This is a genomic window from Massilia solisilvae (genome assembly GCF_024753215.1).
Taxonomy (GTDB): Bacteria; Pseudomonadota; Gammaproteobacteria; order Burkholderiales; family Burkholderiaceae_D; genus Telluria; species Telluria solisilvae.
Genome location: NZ_JANUGV010000002.1, coordinates 263,987 through 283,741 on the forward strand (window position 1 = coordinate 263,987; position 19,755 = coordinate 283,741).

At 69.5% G+C, this 19,755-nt stretch carries 18 protein-coding genes; all 18 read left to right on the forward strand.

Going from position 1 to position 19,755, the window contains the following annotated elements:
• The first annotated feature begins 1 nt into the window (after position 1).
• The 18 genes from NX773_RS09320 to NX773_RS09405 all read left to right on the forward strand — a co-directional run bounded on the left by NX773_RS09320 (position 2) and on the right by NX773_RS09405 (position 19,752).
• Entirely contained in the window at positions 2 to 2,848 is a 2,847-nt protein-coding gene (locus NX773_RS09320) for a 4Fe-4S dicluster domain-containing protein (RefSeq protein ID WP_258856065.1), read from the forward strand.
• Positions 2,849 to 4,237, forward strand: coding sequence for an NrfD/PsrC family molybdoenzyme membrane anchor subunit (nrfD, locus tag NX773_RS09325; RefSeq protein ID WP_258856066.1), 1,389 nt, complete (start codon positions 2,849 to 2,851; stop codon positions 4,235 to 4,237). It begins immediately after the preceding gene.
• The gene (locus tag NX773_RS09330) at positions 4,234 to 4,764 is read left to right on the forward strand and encodes a DUF3341 domain-containing protein (protein WP_258856067.1); all 531 of its coding nucleotides are present in this window, start codon (positions 4,234 to 4,236) and stop codon (positions 4,762 to 4,764) included. The genes nrfD and NX773_RS09330 overlap by 4 nt, the downstream gene beginning before the upstream one ends.
• On the forward strand, positions 4,761 to 5,363 hold the full coding sequence (locus NX773_RS09335) for a c-type cytochrome (RefSeq protein WP_258856068.1): 603 nt from the start codon (positions 4,761 to 4,763) through the stop codon (positions 5,361 to 5,363). Before NX773_RS09330 ends, NX773_RS09335 begins: the two co-directional genes overlap by 4 nt.
• The gene (locus NX773_RS09340; protein ID WP_258856069.1) at positions 5,360 to 6,421 is read left to right on the forward strand and encodes a hypothetical protein; all 1,062 of its coding nucleotides are present in this window, start codon (positions 5,360 to 5,362) and stop codon (positions 6,419 to 6,421) included. Before NX773_RS09335 ends, NX773_RS09340 begins: the two co-directional genes overlap by 4 nt.
• Positions 6,418 to 6,783 carry a hypothetical protein gene (locus tag NX773_RS09345; RefSeq protein WP_258856070.1) on the forward strand — a complete coding sequence of 122 codons (366 nt, stop codon included), beginning with the start codon at positions 6,418 to 6,420 and terminating at the stop codon, positions 6,781 to 6,783. Before NX773_RS09340 ends, NX773_RS09345 begins: the two co-directional genes overlap by 4 nt.
• Positions 6,780 to 7,523, forward strand: a complete 744-nt coding sequence (locus NX773_RS09350; RefSeq protein WP_258856071.1) for an SCO family protein — start codon at positions 6,780 to 6,782, stop codon at positions 7,521 to 7,523. Before NX773_RS09345 ends, NX773_RS09350 begins: the two co-directional genes overlap by 4 nt.
• Positions 7,520 to 8,452, forward strand: coding sequence for a cytochrome c oxidase subunit II (gene coxB / locus NX773_RS09355; RefSeq protein WP_258856072.1), 933 nt, complete (start codon positions 7,520 to 7,522; stop codon positions 8,450 to 8,452). The genes NX773_RS09350 and coxB overlap by 4 nt, the downstream gene beginning before the upstream one ends.
• Positions 8,442 to 10,064, forward strand: a complete 1,623-nt coding sequence (ctaD, locus tag NX773_RS09360; protein WP_258856073.1) for a cytochrome c oxidase subunit I — start codon at positions 8,442 to 8,444, stop codon at positions 10,062 to 10,064. The genes coxB and ctaD overlap by 11 nt, the downstream gene beginning before the upstream one ends.
• Positions 10,061 to 10,708 (forward strand): cytochrome c oxidase subunit 3, encoded by a 648-nt coding sequence (locus tag NX773_RS09365; protein ID WP_258856074.1) that lies wholly within the window; start codon positions 10,061 to 10,063, stop codon positions 10,706 to 10,708. The genes ctaD and NX773_RS09365 overlap by 4 nt, the downstream gene beginning before the upstream one ends.
• A gap of 2 nt (positions 10,709 to 10,710) precedes the next feature.
• Entirely contained in the window at positions 10,711 to 11,088 is a 378-nt protein-coding gene (locus NX773_RS09370; protein ID WP_258856075.1) for a cytochrome C oxidase subunit IV family protein, read from the forward strand.
• Positions 11,089 to 11,100: 12 nt separating this feature from the next.
• Positions 11,101 to 12,339: a family 1 glycosylhydrolase gene (locus tag NX773_RS09375; RefSeq protein WP_258856076.1), complete on the forward strand. Its 1,239-nt coding sequence runs from the start codon at positions 11,101 to 11,103 to the stop codon at positions 12,337 to 12,339.
• Positions 12,340 to 12,352: 13 nt separating this feature from the next.
• Complete coding sequence (locus NX773_RS09380) at positions 12,353 to 13,360, forward strand: SDR family oxidoreductase (protein ID WP_258856077.1); 1,008 nt, start codon at positions 12,353 to 12,355, stop codon at positions 13,358 to 13,360.
• Between the two features lie 107 nt (positions 13,361 to 13,467).
• Positions 13,468 to 14,682 carry a M24 family metallopeptidase gene (locus NX773_RS09385; RefSeq protein WP_258856078.1) on the forward strand — a complete coding sequence of 405 codons (1,215 nt, stop codon included), beginning with the start codon at positions 13,468 to 13,470 and terminating at the stop codon, positions 14,680 to 14,682.
• A gap of 12 nt (positions 14,683 to 14,694) precedes the next feature.
• Positions 14,695 to 16,488 (forward strand): thiamine pyrophosphate-requiring protein, encoded by a 1,794-nt coding sequence (locus NX773_RS09390; RefSeq protein WP_258856079.1) that lies wholly within the window; start codon positions 14,695 to 14,697, stop codon positions 16,486 to 16,488.
• Between the two features lie 53 nt (positions 16,489 to 16,541).
• Positions 16,542 to 17,525, forward strand: a complete 984-nt coding sequence (locus NX773_RS09395) for a hypothetical protein (protein ID WP_370662251.1) — start codon at positions 16,542 to 16,544, stop codon at positions 17,523 to 17,525.
• Complete coding sequence (locus tag NX773_RS09400) at positions 17,522 to 18,130, forward strand: gluconate 2-dehydrogenase subunit 3 family protein (protein WP_258856081.1); 609 nt, start codon at positions 17,522 to 17,524, stop codon at positions 18,128 to 18,130. The genes NX773_RS09395 and NX773_RS09400 overlap by 4 nt, the downstream gene beginning before the upstream one ends.
• Positions 18,131 to 18,186: 56 nt before the next feature.
• A complete protein-coding gene (locus NX773_RS09405; RefSeq protein ID WP_258856719.1) occupies positions 18,187 to 19,752 on the forward strand; it encodes a GMC family oxidoreductase in 1,566 nt (521 codons plus the stop codon).
• Positions 19,753 to 19,755: the final 3 nt, after the last annotated feature.

The window sequence follows — 19,755 nt, forward strand, 5'->3', positions numbered from 1 at the left end:
GATGCCACCATACCCGCACATTCCACTTGTCCCCGATGGCGCCCCGGCCAGCCTGGCCCGCCGCGCGGCGCTGCGCGTGATGGCGGCCTCGGCCGCGCTGGCGGCAGCCGGCTGCAAGGGGCCGCCGCAGGAGCAAATCTTGCCGTATGTGCAGATGCCCGAGCAGCTGGTGCCGGGCCAGCCGCTGTTTTTCGCCACCGCCTTCGTGCGGCGCGGCCTGGCGCACGGGGTGCTGGTCGAATCGAACGAGGGCCGCCCGACCAAGGTCGAAGGCAACCGCCTGCACCCGGCCAGCCTGGGCGCCACCGATGTGTTCGCCCAGGCATCCATCCTGCAGCTGTGGGACCCGGACCGTTCGCAGGCGGTGCGCCAGGCCGGGCAGCTGTCGGGCTGGCAGGCGTTCGAGGCGGCCTTGCTGCCGGTGCGCGCGCGCTGGCAGGCCGATGGCGGGCGCGGGCTGCGCATTCTCACCGGCAGCGTCACCTCGCCCACGCTGGCGGGCCAGCTCGCCGCGCTGCTCGAGCGCTATCCGGCCGCGCGCTGGTGCCAGTGGGATCCTTTGCACGACGAAAACGGCCTGCAAGCGGCGCGGCTGGCCTTCGGCCGTCCGCTCGACCTGTTGCTGCACTGCGAGCGCGCCGCCGCCGTCGTCAGCTTCGACGCCGACCTGTTCGGCGACTGGCCGGGCAGCATTGCGTATGCGCGCCAGTGCCTGCAGGGCCGCACCAGCGCCGACCCGCGGTTCGAGCGGCGCCTGTACGTCGTCGAGCCCAGCCCCACGCTGACCGGCGCCGCGGCCGACAACCGGCTTGCCGCGGCGCCGGCCGAGCTCGACTGGCTGGTGCGCCGCGTGGCCGCACGCTTCGGGCTGGGTGCGGCGCCGCCGGCGGCCCCGGCTGCCTCCGACCTTGCGCGCTGGGAAAGCCGGCTGGCCGCCGTGCTGGCACAGCACAGGGGCAATTCACTGGTGGTGGCGGGGGGCTGCGTGCCGGCCGGCGCGCGCGCGCTGGTGCACGCGCTCAACGAACGGCTCGGCAATACCGGCCAGACGGTCGTGCTGGCCGAGCCTGTCGCGGCGCGTCCCGAGAGCCACCTGGCATCGATCCGCGCGCTTGCCGACGAGATGCGTGCGGGCGAGGTGGGCGCGCTGTTCATGCTTGGCGCCAACCCGGCCTATGACGCGCCCGTGGACTGCGGCTTTGGCGAAGCGCTTGCCAGGGTGCCGTTCGCGGTGCACCTTGGCCTGTACCGTGACGAAACGGCGCGCCGCTGTGCCTGGCACCTGCCGCTGGCGCACGACTACGAACGCTGGGGCGACGCGCTGGCGTTCGACGGCACGGCCAGCCTCGTGCAGCCGCTGATCGCACCGCTGTACAACGGGCGCAGCGCACACGAGCTGCTGGCGCTGGCGGGCGACGACCCCGTGCGTAACGGATACGACCTCGTGCGCCGCCACTGGCGGGCAGCCGTGCCAGGCGACTTCGACGAATTCTGGCAGCGCGGCCTGCGCCGGGGCGTGCTCGACGTGCCGGCGCGCGCGCCGGTGCGCGTGGCCGCCGTGACGCCGCTCGCAGCCCCCGAGCCGCCCGCTCCTGCCGGCCTTGCCGCCGTGTTCGCGCCCGACCTGCGTCTGGCCGACGGCGCCTTCTGCAACAACGCCTGGCTGCAGGAGCTGCCGCACCCGCTCACGCGCCTGACCTGGGACAACGCAGCGCTGCTCAGTCCCGCGACCGCCCGCAGCCTGCAGCTGCAGACCGGCGACGTGGTACGGCTGGCCGACACCGAGGGCAGGGCGCTAGAGGCGCCGGTCTGGATCCTGCCCGGCCACGCCGACCATTGCGTGACCCTGCCGCTGGGCTACGGCCGTGACGCGGCCGGTCGCGTCGGCGATGGAGTCGGCTTCAACGCCTACCGCCTGCGTACCGGCGCGGCGGTGCTGACAGGCGCCACGCTGACCCTCACCCGCACCGGGCGCCGCCACGTGTTCGCCGTCGCGCAAGGCAGCGCGCGGATGGAGGGCCGCGACCTGGTGCGCACCGCCGCGGTCGCGCGGTTTCGCGCCAACCCGTCGTTCGCGCAGGCCGCGCCGATCGAGCGCCAGAGCGCGCAGAGCCTGTACCCGCCATACGACTACCCACGCTACCGCTGGGGCATGGCGATCGACCTGAACAGCTGTATCGGCTGCGGCGCCTGCACCATCGCCTGCCAGGCCGAGAACAACATCCCGGTGGTGGGCAAGGAGCAGGTGCAGCTCGGGCGCGCGATGCACTGGATCCGCGTGGACCGCTACTACGAAGGCCCCGCGGAACGCCCGCGCACGCTGTTCCAGCCGGTGCCGTGCATGCACTGCGAAAACGCGCCCTGCGAGGAGGTGTGCCCGGTGGGCGCGACCATGCACGACAGCGAAGGGCTCAATGTGCAGGTGTACAACCGCTGCGTCGGCACCCGCTTTTGCTCGAACAATTGCCCGTACAAGGTGCGGCGCTTCAACTTCTTGCAATTTGCCGACAACGAGACCGAATCGCTGAAGGCCCAGCGTAACCCGGAAGTGACGGTACGCCGGCGCGGCGTGATGGAGAAGTGCAACTACTGCCTGCAGCGCATCACCCGCGGCCGCCTGGACGCCGAAGTGGAAGGCCGCAAGGCGCGCGACGGCGAGATCGTCACCGCCTGCCAGGCGGCGTGCCCGACCGCAGCCATCGTGTTCGGCGACCTCAACGACGCGGGTAGCCAGGTCAGCCGTGCCAAGGCCTCGCCGCTGGACTACCTGCTGCTGGCCGAGCTCAACACCCGGCCGCGCACGAGCTACGCGGCGCGCCTGTCCAACCCGGACCCGGAGCTCGGCTAGATGGCCGCGCCTGCCGAGCAGCCACCGGTCTCCGGCCCCAGCCCGGTGCTGCGGCCCGGCTGGGGCTACGCCAGCGTGTCGGACAAGATCGCCGACATCGTGCTCACGCGCCCGGTGCACTGGCCTTGGATGACGCTGTTCCTGGCCAGCTGCGCGGGTGTGCTGGTGCTGGTGGGCGCGGTGTCGTGGCTGTTTGCCCGAGGCGTGGGCATCTGGGGCGTGGACATCCCGGTGGCATGGGGCTTTGCGATCGGCAACTTCGTCTGGTGGATCGGGATCGGCCACGCCGGCACCTTCATCTCGGCGGTGTTGCTGCTGCTGCGCCAGCGCTGGCGCACCTCGGTCAACCGCTTTGCCGAGGCCATGACATTGTTTGCAGCCGGCATCGCCGGCCTGTTCCCGATCCTGCACCTGGGCCGTCCCTGGTTTTTCTACTGGATCGTGCCTTACCCGAGCGTGATGAACGTCTGGCCGCAATGGCGCAGCCCGCTCGTATGGGACTTTTTCGCGATCAGCACCTACCTGCTGGTGTCGCTGCTGTTCTGGTACGTGGGCCTGGTGCCGGACCTGGCCACGCTGCGCGACCGCGCGGGCGTGGCGCCGCGCCAGCCAGTGAAGCAGTTCATCTACGGCCTGCTGGCGCTCGGCTGGCGCGGCGAGGCGCGGCACTGGGCGCGCTACGACATCGCCTACCTGCTGCTGGCCGGGCTGGCCACGCCGCTGGTGGTGTCGGTGCACACCATCGTCTCGCTCGACTTTGCTATCGGCAATACGCCCGGCTACCACTCGACGATTTTCCCGCCGTACTTTGTCGCAGGCGCACTGTTCTCCGGCTTTGCCATGGTGCTCACGCTGGCCATACCGCTGCGCCATTTCTTCAAGCTCGAAGACTTCATCACCGCGCGCCATCTGGCCAACGCCGCCAAGGTGCTGCTGGCCACCTCGCTATTGGTCAGCTACGGCTACGCGGCCGAGATCTTCACCGCCTTTTACAGCGGCGACGAATTCGAGCGCTACATGACGGTCAACCGCTGGATCGGGCCCTATGCGCCGGTGTACTGGCCCATGATGTGCTGCAACGTGCTGGTGCCGCAGCTGCTGTGGTTCCGGCGTGCGCGGCACAGCGTGGCGCTGCTGTTTGCGGTGAGCCTGGTGGTCAACGTGGGCATGTGGATGGAGCGCTTCCTGATCGTCGTCTCCAGCCTGCACCGCGATTTCATGCCGTCGGCCTGGGGCATGTTCTACCCGACGCTGTGGGACTGGCTCACGCTGTTCGGTTCCATTGCGCTGTTCGTCTGGCTGTTCCTGTTGTTCGTGCGGGTGCTGCCGGTCATTTCCATTGCCGAGATGCGCGAGCTGGTGCGCGAGACGGCCAAGGGGCAGGCATGAGCGCGCCCTACGGCTTGCTGGCCGAATTCGCCACCGCCGACCTGCTGCTGGAGGCGGTGCGCCGCGCGCGCGCGAACGGCTGCCGCCAGGTCGAGGCGTATGCGCCGTTCGCGGTCGACGGGCTGGCCGAGGCGCTCGGCTTTCGCAGCCACGCGGTGCAGGCGTGGACCTTCGCCGGCGCCGTTGCCGGCGGGCTCGGCACCTACTTGTTGCAATGGTATTCGGCGGTGATCGACTACCCGCTCAACATTGGCGGGCGTCCGCTCAACAGCTGGCCCTCGTTCATTCCGCCCACTTTCGAGCTGGCCGTGCTGGGCGCGGCGTTCGCGGCAGTGCTCTCGATGCTGATCGCCAACGGATTGCCGCGCCTGGTGCATCCCCTGTTCGGCGCGCCGGAGTTCGACCTGGCCTCGCGCAACCGCTTCTTCCTGTGCCTGCGCGCCAGCGACCCGACCTACCACGTCGGCCGCAGCAGGCAGATGCTGGACGACCTGCACCCCTTGCTGCTGCGCGAGGTGGCAGCATGAGATGGCTCCTGTTCCTCGCGGTGCTGCTGCTGTCCGGTTGCGAGAAGGCCAGGCAGGACATGTACGACCAGCCGCGCTACAAGCCATTCGCGCCCAGCAACCTGTTCGCGGACGGCGCCTCGGCGCGCCCGCTGCCGCCGGGCACCGTGGCGCACGCGCGCGGCGCGTTTTCCGGCTCGACCGGCGGGCAGCTGGGGCAACAAGCGGCCGAGCGCGACCAGGCCGCCCAGGCCGCGCAGGCCAATCCCTACCCGGTCACGGCGCAGCTCTTGCGTCGTGGGCAGGAGCGCTTCTCGATCTACTGCGTGCCGTGCCACAGCCCGGCGGGCGATGGCGACGGGAGGGTGGTGCGCCGTGGCTTTCCGGCGCCGCCCAGCTTTCACCAGGACCGGCTGCGCAACGCGCCGGACCGCCACTTCTTCGACGTGATCACGCATGGCTACGGCATCATGTATCCGTACGCCGACCGCGTCGAACCGGCCGACCGCTGGGCAATCGTCGCCTACATCCGCGCGCTGCAACTGAGCCAGCACGCGAGCGTGGCGGAACTGGATGCGGCACAACGTGCGCGGCTCACGGGCGGGGAGGGCCGGCCATGAGGGCGCGGCTGCCGTGGCTTGCCGCCGCCGTCGCGCTGCTCGTGGCCTGCGTGGTCGGCTGGCGCGCCAACCGCGCGGCGCTGCTGGCGGCATGGCTGGCCGCGTGGTGGTGCTGGAACGGCATCGTGATGGGCGCGCTGGCCCAGGTCTGGCTGCACAACCTCACCGGAGGGCGCTGGGGCGAGCCGATCCGGGCGCCGGTGCTGGCGCTGGCCCGCACGCTGTGGTTCCCGACCCTGCTGTTTGTGCCGCTGCTGGCAGTACCGCCCTGGCTGTATCCGTGGGCGCAGCACGCGGCAAGCGGCACGGCGCGCTGGGCCGGGGAATTGTCCGCGCCCGCGTTCAAGAGCGCCTGGCTGCAGCCGCTGCCGTTCGTGGTGCGCAGCGTGCTGTGGCTGGTGCTGTGGAATGTGCTCGCATGGCTGAGCGGCACCGCGCGCTTCGTGCGCTCGCAGGGCTTTGCTGCGGCTGCGCTCATCGCTTACAGCCTCACGGCCAGCATCGCCGCCGTGGACTGGATCATGTCGCTGATGCCGCTGTGGTATTCCAGCGTGTTCGGGCTGCTGGTGCTGATGGCGCAGTCCGCTGGCGGCATGGCGCTCGCAATCCTGGTGGCCGTGCGCCGGCGCGACAACGACGGCGAACTGCTCGGTGACCTCGGCAACCTGCTGCTGGCCTACGCAATGACGCTCGCCTACCTCGGCTTCATGCAGTACCTGGTCATCTGGGCCGAAAACCTGCCGCACGAGATCATCTGGTACACCGCGCGCGCCACGCCGGGGTGGCGCACCGTTGGCTGGCTGCTGGCGCTGCTGCTGTTCGCGCTGCCGTCGGCCCTGCTGCTGTTTCGCGCGGTCAAGCGCAACCCGGCGGCGATGGCATGGGTGGCGTGGCTGGTGCTGGCCATGCTGCTGGTGCACGCGTGGTGGCTGGTGCTGCCGTCGGTGCCGGCGGCGCATGGCGACGCGCCGTGGGCCGCGCCGCTGGGGGCGCTTGCGCTGGCGGCCGTATTGGCGGGCTACTACCGGTGGCGGCCACTACCTGTGGAGGCAGCATGAGCGACGTCCACGACCCGGCCCTCGACCTGCGCGGCATCGCCCGTGGCGCCATCGGCATCGCGGTCATGATCGTGCTGGCCGCCACCGCCGCCTGGTTCGCCTGGACCCGCTGGACGCCGCAGGGTGCACGCGGGGACCCCAACGGGCCGCTCGACTTCAGCGTGGCCGGCGCGCGCCTGGAGAGTGCGCCGACGGCCGACCGCAAAGCCTACTTCGACCAGAAGCAGCGCCTGCTGCATTCGTGGCAGTGGGTGGACCGGCAGGCCGGCATCGCCCGTATCCCCGTGGAGGAGGCCATGGCCGCGCTCGCGCGCCAGGATGCCGCGCGCCGGCGGGCGGCGCAGGCCGGAGGGCAGCGATGAGATGCGCCGTCGTGATCCTGTCCTGCCTGCTGGCCGGCGCCTGCTACGCCACCCCCGGCTGGGACCAGCATCCCGGGGCACGCCTGCCGCTGGACGTGCGCCTTGCCGGCACGGATGGCGTGGCGCCGCTTGCCCGCTACTTCGGCCCGCGGCCGGTCGTGCTGGTGCTTGGCTATTTCGCCTGCGCCAACCTGTGCAGCGCCAACCTGCAGCAAGTGCTGGCTGCCGCCAGCGCAACCGGCCTGCCGCCGGCGCGCTACCGCGTGCTCATGGTCAGCATCGACCCCGCCGAAGATCCGCAACTTGCCGCGCGCAAGCGCAGCGCCTATCGCGGCCAGCTTGCATCCACCGGCATCGCGCTCGATCTGCTGACCGGGCCCGCGCAGTCCACCGCGCCGCTCGCGCAAGCCGCCGGCTTTCGCTTCGCGCGGGATGCAGGCCGCGGCCTCATGCACCCGGCCGGGTTCCTGGTCGCCACTCCCGGCGGCGTGGTGTCGCGCTACTTCCCGCAAGCCGACGTTGCCCCGCGCGACCTGCGCCTGGCGCTGGTGGAGGCTTCCGGCGGCGCGGTGGGCACCGTGTCGGACCGCATTGCGCTGGCATGCTCGCACTTCGACCCGGCAACCGGCCGTTACACCGGCATGGCGCTGGCGCTGGTGCGCAGCGCCGCCGTGGTTGCGCTGGCCATGCTGGCCGCCATCATCGTGCTCGCGCGCCGCAGGGCAGGGAGGCAATCGTGAACCCGCCAGTCGAGATCCTGCCCGCCGCGTCGAGCGCCGCCGGCCCGTTCGACCTGCTGATGCTGGCCCTGCTGCTGCTGTCAACGCTGATGGCGGTGGCGCTGGCGCTGATGGTGATCGGCTTCTCGATCCGCTTTCGGGCCGGCTCGCGCGCCGAGCGGCCCGGCCCGGTGCGGCACCGGCGCGCGATCGAATACGCGTGGACCGGCATCCCGCTGCTGCTGTTCTGCGCCATTTACGCCTGGGCGGCCTACGACTACGCGCAGCTGTTCCGCCCGCCGGCCGGGGCCATGCCCGTGTTCGTGGTGGCCAAGCAATGGATGTGGAAGCTCGAACACCGCAACGGCCGCCGCGAGATCGGCGAGCTGCACGTGCCGCTGGGCCAGCCGGTGCGGCTGGTGATGACCTCGCAGGACGTGATCCACAGCTTCTTCGTTCCCGCCTTCCGCCTGAAGCAGGACGTGGTGCCGGGCCGCTACACCACGCTCGCGTTCACTGCGACAAAGCTTGGGCGCTTCCACCTGTTCTGCGCCGAATACTGCGGCACCGAGCATTCGCTGATGCGCGGCGAGATCGTCGTCATGCGTCCCGCCGAGTTTGAACAATGGCTGCAGCAGGGGGCCGATACCCCGGGCATTGCCGCGCGGGGCTTTGCGCTGTACCGGCGCTACGGCTGCAGCGGCTGCCACGAGCCCGGCTCCAGCGTGCACGCGCCCAGCCTGGCTCACCTGGTCGGCCGCACCGTCCACCTGCAGGATGGCCGCACCCTGGTGGCGGACGAAAACTACGTGCGCGACTCGATCCTGCTGCCGCGCAAGGACATCGTCGCCGGCTACGGCCCGGACATGCCCTCTTTCGCCGGCCAGATCAGCGAGGAAGACCTGCTGGCCATCATCGCCTACATCAGGGAGAAACCCGATGAGCGCTAGCACCGACACCCTGCAAGCGTCCGACTACCTGCGCGCGTCGTACACGCTGCGCTCGTGGCTCACCTCCACCGACCACAAGCGCATCGCGCTCCTGTACCTGGTCTCGATCACCGCGTTCTTCTTTGTCGGCGGCGCGGCGGCCACCCTGATCCGGCTCGAACTGGCCACCCCGCAGGGCGACCTGGTCAGCCATGACACCTACAACAAGCTGTTCACCGCGCACGGCGTGGTGATGGTGTGGCTGTTCCTGATCCCGTCCATTCCTTCGGTGCTGGGCAATTTCCTGATGCCGCTGATGATCGGCGCGCGCGACCTGGCGTTCCCGCGCCTGAACCTGGCCAGCTGGTACATCTACATGGCCGGCGGCATCGTCACCTTGTGCGCGCTGGCGGCCGGCGGTGTCGATACCGGCTGGACCTTCTACACGCCGCTGTCCACCATGTTCACGCGTACCCACGTGGTGCTGGTGCTGCTGGGCGTGTTCATCACCGGCTTCTCGTCCATCCTCACGGGGCTCAATTTCATCGTCACCGTGCACACCATGCGCGCGCCCGGGATGGGCTGGTTCCGGCTGCCGCTGTTCGTGTGGGCCAATTACGCCACCAGCATCATCCTGGTGTTGGCCACGCCGGTGCTGGCGATGACGCTGCTGCTGGTCGCGGCCGAGCGCTTCCTGCATGTGGGCATCTTCGACCCTGCGCTGGGCGGCGACCCGTTGCTGTTCCAGCACCTGTTCTGGTTCTATTCGCACCCGGCGGTGTACATCATGGTGCTGCCCGGCATGGGCGTGGTCAGCGAAATCATTCCGTGCTTTGCCCGCAAGCGCATCTTCGGCTACCGCTTCATGGCTTACGCGCTGCTGGCGATCGCGTCGATCGGTTTCCTGGTCTGGGGCCATCACATGTTCGTGAGCGGCCAGTCGGCCTATGCGGGCATGGTGTTTTCGCTGCTCAGCTTCCTGGTCGCGATTCCGTCCGCAATCAAGGTGTTCAACTGGAGCGCGACCCTGTACCGCGGCTGGATCACGTTCTCGGCGCCGATGCTGTACGCGCTCGGTTTTGTCGGCCTGTTCACGGTTGGCGGTCTCACCGGCCTGTTCCTCGCCTCGCTGGCGCTCGACGTGCACCTGACCGACACCTATTTCGTCGTTGCCCATTTCCACTACATCATGGTCGGCGGCACGGTCATGGCCTACCTGGGCGCCATCCATTTCTGGTGGCCCAAGATCAGCGGGCGCATGTACCCGGAAATGTGGGGCAGGGTGGCCGCCGTTATCATCTTCTTCGGCTTTAACCTGACCTTCTTCCCGCAATACATCCTCGGTTACGAAGGCATGCCGCGCCGCTACCACACCTATCCGCCGGAGTTCCAGGTGCTGCACCTGCTGTCGTCGAGCGGCGCGGCGTTGCTGGCCGTCGGCTACTTGCTGCCGCTGGGCTATTTCGCCTGGTCGATGTACTACGGCAAGCGCGCCGAGCCGAACCCGTGGCGCGCGACCGGCCTCGAGTGGCAGACCAGCTCGCCGCCGCCGGTCCACAACTTCGACCGTACCCCGGTCGTCACGCAGGACGCCTACGCCTACCGCCCGCCCGGGCAGGGAGAGCAAGTGTGATTCCGCAGGCGACGGCCTCGCAGCCGGTAGCGCCCGCCGCGGCAGGGGCGCACGTGGCGCGGCTGGGCATGTGGATTTTCCTTGCCACCGAGCTGATGCTGTTCGGCCCGCTGTTCCTGGCCTACCTGTACGGCCGCACCCACTTTCCCGATGCCTTCGCCGCCGCCAGCCGCCACACCAGCTTCTGGCTTGGCACCGCCAACACGGCCGTGCTGCTGTCGAGCAGCCTGGCAATGGCGCTGGCCGTGCACGCGCGCGAGGAACAGCGGCCGCGCGCGGCCGCGCGCCTGCTGCTGCTTGCCGCCGCCTGCGGCGTGCTGTTCCTGTTCATCAAGGGCAGCGAGTACGCGCACGACTGGCGCGAGCAGCTGTTTCCCGGCCCCGGCTTCAGCCTGCGTGGGGAAACGGGCGCCGGGATCTTCTTCTGGCTGTACTTCGCCATGACCGCGCTGCACGCGCTACACCTGGCCATCGGCATCGCCGCCACGCTCCTGTTTGCGCTCGGGCTGCGCTTGCAATGGCCCTTGGTGCAGCCGGCGCAGCGGCTCGACGCGCTCGCCCTGTACTGGCACTTCGTCGATTCCGTCTGGATTTTCCTGTATCCGCTGCTGTACCTGGTCGGGCGCAGTGGCCCGCCGGGGTAGCCATGCACGAGAAGCCCGCCACACTGGTCAAGGTCTGGATCGCGCTGCTGGCATTGCTGGCGCTGTCCGCGGCCAGCGCCTGGCTGCGTCTTGGGGCCTGGAACAGCGTCGCCAACCTCGGCATCGCGGCGCTCAAGGCGCTGCTGGTCGCACTGTTCTTCATGCGGCTGGCCACGGGCGGCGCGCTGCTGCTGCGCGTGGTGGCGCTGACCGCGCTGTTCACGCTGGCCCTGCTGCTGGCCCTGTCCGGCACCGACTATGCCACCCGCGAGCTGTTCCGCGCGCCGTGGGACCAGCCGTCCGCCGCACAGGTGCAGTCGGCTGCATCCGGCGCGACAGGCAGAACTCGTTCCGGTCCCGGCGATCAGAACGAACCCTGACCCCGTAAGACCATGCCCAACCAGAACGACAAGCAAATCGCCCACGCCTTCGAGCCCGCCAGGCTGTCGCGCTCGTTCATCTTCGCCACCGGGATCGAGAACAGTTCGCCCACGATCACCGGGCCGGATGGCAAGACCGTGCGCATCGACGAAATGGAACTGTCCGGCCACTACCACCGCTGGCGCGAGGACTTCCAGCGCGTGCGCGAGCTCGGCATCCGATGCCTGCGTTACGGCCCGCCGTACTACCGCACGCACGTGGGGCCGGGCCAGTACGACTGGTCGTTTGCCGACGAGACCTTCAACGAGCTCAAGCGCATGCGCATCCAGCCCATCGCCGACCTGTGCCACTTTGGCGTGCCCGACTGGCTGGGTAATTTCCAGAACCCGGACTTCCCGCGTTATTTCGCCGAGTATGCCGGCGCCTTTGCCAAGCGTTTTCCCTGGGTGCGCATGTTCACGCCGGTCAACGAGATGCTCGTGACGGCCGAGTTTTCCGCCCGCATCGGGTACTGGAACGAGCAGCGCCGCGACGACCGTTCCTTCGTCACCGCCGTCACGCACGTGGTGGAGGCCAACATCCGCGCCAGCGAGGCGATCTGCACTGTATGCAACCCGTGGTTCGTGCAGAGCGAATCGACGCGCTACTTCCACCCCTACAACCCGGATGCGGTCAAGCACACCGCGCACCTGAACGAGCGTCGCTTTCTCACGCTCGACCTGAACTACAGCCATGCGCCGTCGGCGCGCATGCTCGAATACCTGCTCGACAACGGCATGGCCCGCGAAAAGTTCAACTATTTCATGGACCGCCACATCTGGCCCTCGTGCGTGATGGGCACCGACTATTACGAGACCAACGAAACCATCGTGTATCCCGACGGCAGCACCGACGTCTGCAACGTGCTCGGCTACTACGGCCTGACGCGCCAGTACTACAGCCGCTTTCGCCTGCCGATCATGCATACCGAGACCAACCAGATGCAGGAACTGCGCGCCCGCCACTGGCTCGAGCGCCAGTGGGCCAACGTGCTGCGCCTGCGCCAGGAGGGCTACCCGATCATCGGCTTCACCTGGTACAGCCTGACGGACCAGGTGGACTGGGACATCGGCCTGCGCGAACTGCGCGGCCACCAGAACTCCAACGGGCTGTACGACATGGACCGCAAGATTCGCCCGGCGGGCGAGGAATACCGCCGCATCGTGCGCGAGTGGAGCGACGCGCTGGCGCACTCCGACATCCGTTTTTAAGAAGGGAGGCAGCATGCAAGGACAAGTGGTGGTGGTAACCGGGGCCAATGCCGGGGTAGGGCGCGCCGCCGCGCGCGCGTTCGCCGACGCCGGCGCCGGCTGCGTGGCGCTGCTGGCGCGCGACCGCGAGCGACTGGAGAGCACGGCGCAAGAAGTGCGCGCGGCCGGCGCCAAAGCGCTGGTGGTGGAAGTGGACATGGCCGACGCCGCCGCGGTCGAGCGCGCAGCCGAGCGCGTGGAGGCCGAGGCAGGGCCGATCGCGGTCTGGGTCAACAACGCGATGGCGACCATCTTTTCGCCCGTCGGCGAGATCACGCCCGAGGAGTTCGCGCGCGTGACCGAGGTGACCTACCTGGGCACCGTGTACGGCACGATGAGCGCGCTCAGGCGCATGCGCTCACGCAATGCGGGCACCATCGTGCAGGTCGGCTCGGCGCTGGCCTACCGCTCGATCCCGCTGCAGTCGGCCTACTGTGGGGCCAAGCACGCGATCCGCGGCTTCACCGACTCGGTGCGCAGCGAACTCATTCACGACAACAGCGCGATCCGCATCTCCATGGTCCAGCTGCCCGGCGTGAACACCCCGCAGTTCGAATGGTGCCGCACGAAGATCCACCAGCACCCGCAGCCGGTGGGCACGGTGTACCAGCCGGAAGTGGCGGCCCGCGCCATCGTCTGGGCCGCCACCCACTACCGGCGCGAGATCTACGTCGGGCTGCCGGCGGTCGTGTCCATCGTGCTCAACAAGATGCTGCCCGGTGTGCTCGACAAGGTGATGGCGCGCCGCGCCTACGAGCAGCAGTTCACCGCCGAGCCGATCCCGGCCGACCGCCCGGACAACCTGTTCCATCCGGTGCCGAGCCCCTACCGCGCGCACGGCAGCTTCGAGCGTCGCGCCCACGCCAGCAGCCCCCAGCTGTGGACCTCGCTGCACCGCGACCTGGTCGGCAGCGTGCTTGCGCTGGCGGCCGTGTCAACGCTGGCGTGGACCCTGCTGCCGCGCCGCCGACTGCGGCGCTGACGAACGGAACGCGCGCGACAAGGGTCCAAAATCGGCGTAAGGTTTTCAGTTTGTTGAACAAGCGGCGCGCGCCTGATCGGTTGGCGCGGCCGTGGCAAGGGCAGAGCATGGACGCACAACCCGGACGTGTAGAACGCTTGCGCAGGCTGAAGTCTGCAATGGCCGAGTGCGACCTGTCGGCGCTGGTTTGCGTGCGCAACCTCGACGTGTTGCTGGTCAGCGGTTTCTGCCCGGTGATCGGCAACGCCGTGGCCATCGTCACCGACGAGCCAAAGGTATTCCTGGTCGTGCCCGAGGAAGCGCGCGAGCTGGCCGAACGTGGCTGGGCCGATCGCATCGAGACTTACCGCCTCGGTTCCCTCGACCGTCTGGAAGACACGCCGCGCGAGCTGTTCGCACTGGTCGAGTCGCTGTTGCGCCCCCTGGCGGACGGCCTGACCCGCATCGGCATGGAAATGGGGCCGGTGCACCTTCCTGCCGCCTATGTGTCGATGAACGTGTACAGCGCCGCCTTGCGCGCCGAGCTGGAGCACGGGTTCTCGCGTGCCCAGCTTGCGCCGGCCGACGGGCTGCTCGCGTCGATGCGCATGCGGCCCACGCCGTGGGAGCGCGAGCGCATTCGCGGCGCGTGCACGATGGCCGGCGCCGCCTACCGCAAGGGCGCCGCCGCGCTGCGTCCGCAGGTGCCCGAGACGAACGCGGTGCTGCCGTTCCGCGCCGCCTACGCCGAGTGCGCGACCACGCATGCGCACGTCGCGCGCGCCGACAGCTACTTCTACTGCATGTCCGGCTCCAATGCCGCGTTGGCCTGGGCCGCGTTCCAGCAGTCGCGCATGACGCCGCTGGCGGCCGGCGTCACGGTCCTCGTGCACTGCAACGCCTACGCCGATGGCTATTGGACCGACCTGACCCGCACCTACGTGCTCGGCGCACCGGGAGAGGAGCTGCGCCGCATCTTCGACGCCATCGCGCGCGCGCGTGACGCGGCGCTGGCGGCGATCCGCCCGGGTGTGCGCGCCTGCGATGTCGACAAGGCCGCGCGCGACGTGCTCGCCGCGGCCGGCTACGGCGCGGCATTCAAGCACCCGCTCGGCCACGGGGTCGGCTTCACTGCCATCGACCACAACGAGCCGCCGCGCATCCACCCGGCGTCGCGCCAGCTGCTGGAAGAGGACATGGTCTTCAACGTCGAGCCGGGCGTCTACATCGATGGCTTCGGCGGCGCGCGCGACTGCAATGTGGTCGCGGTGACGGGCGATGGCGTCGAGCTGCTGTCGCCATTCCAGCAAAGTCCGCAAGAGTGGTGCATTCCATTGAGTTGAGGGAGAAAGATCATGGCCAGGACAGTCGGCGATTTCGTGGTGGAGCGCCTGTACGAATGGGGCGTGCGCCGCATCTTCGGGTACCCGGGCGACGGCATCAATGGCGTGCTCGGGTCGCTCAACCGCTTCGGCAACGACCGCATCACCTTCATCCAGGTGCGGCACGAAGAGATGGCCGCGTTCATGGCCTGCGCCTACGCCAAGTTCACGGGCGAGCTGGGCGTGTGCCTGTCCACCGGCGGCCCCGGCGCCACCCACCTGATCACCGGCCTGTACGACGCCAAGCTGGACCACATGCCGGTGCTCGCGATCACCGGGCAGGCCCCGCGCACAGCGCGCGGCGCGCACTACCAGCAAGAGCTCAACCTGGACCGCGTGTTCGCCGACGTGGCCGAATACGTGCAGGAGGCCGAGGCGCCGGCCCAGGTGCGCCACCTGGTCGATTCCTGCTGCCGGATCGCGATCGCGCGGCGCGGCGTGTCGGTGCTGGTGCTGCCCGGCGACCTGCAGGACATGCCCTACCACGACCCGCCGCGCCATCATGGCTCGGTCTCCTCCGGCATCGGCTACGCGCGCCCGACCGTGCTGCCGCACGACGCCGAGCTGCGCCGCGCCGCGGACGTGCTCAACGCCGGCGACAAGGTCGCAATGCTGGTCGGCGCCGGCGCGCTTGGCTCGTCCGACGAGGTGGAGACGGTTGCACGCAAGCTCAACGCCGGCGTGGCCAAGGCGCTGCTGGGTAAGGCGGTGCTGCCGGACGATCTGCCGTGGGTAACCGGCTCCATCGGCTACCTTGGCACGGAGCCGAGCTACGACATGATGATGGAATGCGACACGCTGCTGATGGTCGGCACCGGCTTCCCGTACAGCGAATTCCTGCCCAAGGAAGGCAAGGTGCGCGCGGTGCAGGTGGACATCGATCCGTCGATGCTCAGCATCCGCTTTCCGTGCGAGGTCAACCTGCACGGCGATGCCGGCGCCACGCTGCGCGCCTTGCTGCCGCTGCTGAAGGACCGGCCCGCGGGCGGCGCCTGGCGCGAGCGCATCGAACACCACGTGCGCGAGTGGTGGAAGACGGCGCAGGAGCGTGCCATGGCCAAGGCCAACCCGATCAACCCGCAGCGCGTCGCATGGGAGCTGTCGCCGCAGCTCCCAAGCCACGCCATCATCACCAGCGACTCCGGCTCGTGCGCCAACTGGTACGCGCGCGACCTCAAGATCCGGCGCGGCATGGATTGTTCGCTGTCCGGCAGCCTGGCGTCGATGGGCGCCGCGGTGCCGTACGCGATCGCCGCCAAGTTCGCCCACCCGTCGCGGCCCGTGATCGCCATGGTGGGCGACGGCGCCATGCAGATGAATAACATGGCCGAACTGATCACGATCGCCAAGTACTGGCGCACCTGGTCCAATCCCGCGTGCGTGGTCTGCGTCTTCAACAACGAAGACCTGAACCAGGTGACTTGGGAGCAGCGCATCATGCAGGGCGATCCCAAGTTCGAGGCAACCCAGCGTATCCCGGACGTGCCATACCACCGCTTCGCCTCGCTGATCGGCCTGAAAGGCATTTACTGCAACGAGCCGGACAAGGTGGCGCTGGCGTGGGAGGAAGCGCTGGCTGCCGACCGGCCGGTGGTGGTCGAATTCAAGACCGACCCCGAGGTGCCGCCGCTGCCGCCGCACATCACCTTCGAGCAGGCGCGCAAGTTCGCGTCCACCACCTTCAAGGGCGACCCCAACGAAGCCGGCATGCTGGCCGGCGTGGTACGGCAGGTCCTGGGCGGCATTCTGCCCGGGGAAAAGGAATGAGACCCGAGCCGGAGCTTGTGACGCTGCGGCCCCCGCGCGCCGGCAGCGCACCGATGGCGCAGGTGCTGGGCGGCGTTTGCCTGGCCGCCGCACTCGCCGCACTGCTGCGTCCCCCACGCCGCCCCGTCGTCCCGGCGCACGCCGGGACCCATGCTGAGCATGCAGGCACGCGCTCCCTGAGCCACCCCGATCATCGGCACGTCGTCCCCGCGCAGGCGGGGACCCTTGCTGAGCATCCCGTCCCGCAACGCGAAACCGCGATTTCGGCCGCCCGCTCCCTGCACCACGCCGCCGCGCTGCTCGCCCTCTCGGTACTGCTGGACAGCGCCATCGAACACTACCGCGGCCAATTCGAGAACCCCGGCATGTTCGCGCCGCTGGCCGCGTCGCTCGCCGCGAGCTGGGCGGGCGCCAGGGCAGGGCGCACGCGCTCCAACGGGACAATTTACGCAACCGCGCTCGCCACCGGCCTGGCCGGCACCGCCTTCCACGCCTACAACCTTGTGCGCCGCCCCGGCGGCTTGTGCTGGCAAAACCTGTTCTACGCCGCCCCGCTCGGCGCCCCAGCCGCCTTGGTGCTGGCCGGCGCATACGGACTGGCCGCAACGCGCGTGGCCAGCAAGGCGCCTGCAGCGCTGTTCGGCCTGCCGCCCGGACGCGCCCTCAGTGGTCTCACCGCCATTGGCATCGCCGGCACGGTCGCCGAGGCGGGCATGCTGCACTTTCGCGGCGCCTATCACCGCCCGGCGATGTGGCTGCCGGTGACACTGCCGCCGCTCTCGGCAGCCTTCCTGCTGCGCGCAGCAGCCGGCGCGCGCGACCGGCTGGCCCGCGCTTGCCTTGGCCTGACCGCGCTGCTCGGCGTGGCCGGTGTCGCCTTCCACGCGAGCGGCATCGCGCGCCAGATGGGCGGCTGGCGCAACTGGCGCCAGAACTTGCTGTCCGGCCCGCCGCTGCCTGCGCCGCCGAGCTTCCTGGCGCTGGCCCTCGCGGGCCGCGCCGCGCTGAAGCTGCACGAGAGCGGGAGGACGCGATGACGCCCGCATACCCCGGTTACCAGGTGCTTGACAAGTGGAACAGCGTGTCCTTCGACGACACCACGCGAACCGTGCTGCGCGAGCGTCTGGATACCGTGCCGCCGCGCCGCTTCTTCCGCGAGCAGGAATGGCGCCTGCTCGACGCCATTGTCGCGCGCGTACTGCCCCAGCCCGACCGCAGCGAGCCGGTGCCCATCACGCCCTGGATCGACGCGCAACTGCACGACGGCGTGCAGGAAGGTTTCCGCTACGCGAACATGCCGCCGCAAGCGCAGGCGTGGCGGGGCGGCCTGGCCGCCATCGAAGCGGAGGCACGCTACCGCCACGACCTTGGCTTTTGCGATTTGCCTGCCGCGCTGGCCGATGATCTGCTCGCGGCCTTGGAACGGGACCAAGCAACGCCCGGCCTGTGGCCCGGCATGAACGCGCAATGCTTCTTCATCACCGTGCTGGCCAAGACCATCGTCGGCTTCTACTACGCGCACCCGGCGGCATGGAGCGAGATCGGCTTTGGCGGCCCGGCCAGCCCGCGCGGCTACGTGCGGCTCGGCTTTGACCAGCGCGACGCCTGGGAAGCGAAGGAGGCGCAGTGGAACCCGGAGTGATCCGCGCCGCGCATGGCCGTGCCCCGGACGTGTTCACGCCTGGCGGCTGGGTGCCGATGCGTGAGCATGCGCTCGACGAGCCGGTCGATTTCGCCATCGTCGGTGCCGGCGCGGGTGGCGCCACGCTTGCGTGCAAGCTGTCCGGCTACGGCTTTTCCACGGTGGTGTTCGATGCCGGCCCGTTCTGGCGCCCGCTGGACGACTTCGCCTCCGACGAGCTCGAACAACAGAAGCTCTTCTGGCTCGACGAGCGCATCACGGCCGGCGACGATCCGATTGCGCTCGGCGGGAACAACTGCGGCCGTGGCGTCGGCGGCTCGACGGTCCACTTCAGCATGATCTCGCTGCGCTGGCGGCCCGAATGGTTCCAGTGCCGCAGCCGCCTGGGCTACGGATTGGACTGGCCGATCACTTACGAGGAGCTGGCGCCGTACTACCGCGAGGCCGAGCAGGCGCTGCGCGTGGCCGGACCGGTACGCTATCCATGGGGGCCGCCGCGCGAGCGCTACCCGTACCGAGAACACGAGCTCAATGCCGCCGCGCTGGTGCTGGCGCGTGGCGCCGAACGGCTCGGCATCGGCTGGGCCGCCACGCCGCTGGCCACGCTGTCCGCGCCCGGCGGCCAGTCACCGCCGTGCGTGTACCGCGGCTTCTGCAACTTCGGCTGCTCCACCAACGCCAAGCAAAGCGCGCTGGTCACGTGGATCCCGCGTGCGCTCATGAACGGGGCCGAGGTGCGCGACCTGGCGATGGTTGGCCGCATCGAGACCGACACCCTGGGCAGGGCGACAGGCGTGCACTTCATGCGCGAAGGCCGCTGGCAGTTCCAGCGCGCCCGCAACGTCGTGGTATCCGGCTACGCCATCGAAACGCCTCGCCTGCTGCTCAACTCCGCGGGCCCGCGCCACCCGCACGGCCTGGCCAACAGTTCTGGCCTGGTCGGCACGCACCTGACCACGCACGCGGGCCCGGGCGTATGGGCCACCTTCGACGAAGCCATCCGCTGGTACAAGGCGCCGCCCAACATGGCCGTGACCGAGCACTGGAACTACCATGACGACGGCAAGGACTGCCACGGCGGCTATGCCTTCATGAGCCAGGGGCCGCTGCCGCGCGCATGGGCGCAGATCCTGGTCACCGAGCGCCACCTGTGGGGTGCGCGGCTGCGCGACGAAATGGTCAAGTACAACCACATGGCCGGCTTCGTCGCCGTGGCCGAGACCGAGCCGCGCCCGCAAAACCGCGTCGAAGTGGTGGCGGACGAGGTGGACCAGTACGGACTGCCGATCCCGCGCGTGAGCTTTTCGTATTCCGACAACGACCGCCGCCTGCAGCGCCATTCGGTGCAATCGATGCGCGCCGTGCTGGAGGCGGCCGGCGGCTACGACACCTGGACCAGCGACGACACCAGCCACCTGCTCGGCACCTGCCGCATGGGCACGGACCGCGTGAACAGCGTGGTCGATGCGGACGGCCGCAGCTGGGACGTGCCGAACCTGTGGATCTGCGACGGCTCGCTATTCCCGACCTGCGGTGGCGTCAACCCGTCGCTGACGATCCAGGCGCTGGCCTGCCGCATGGGCGACCGGATTCGCGCGCTCGCCGGCGGCGGCGAACTTTAGGAG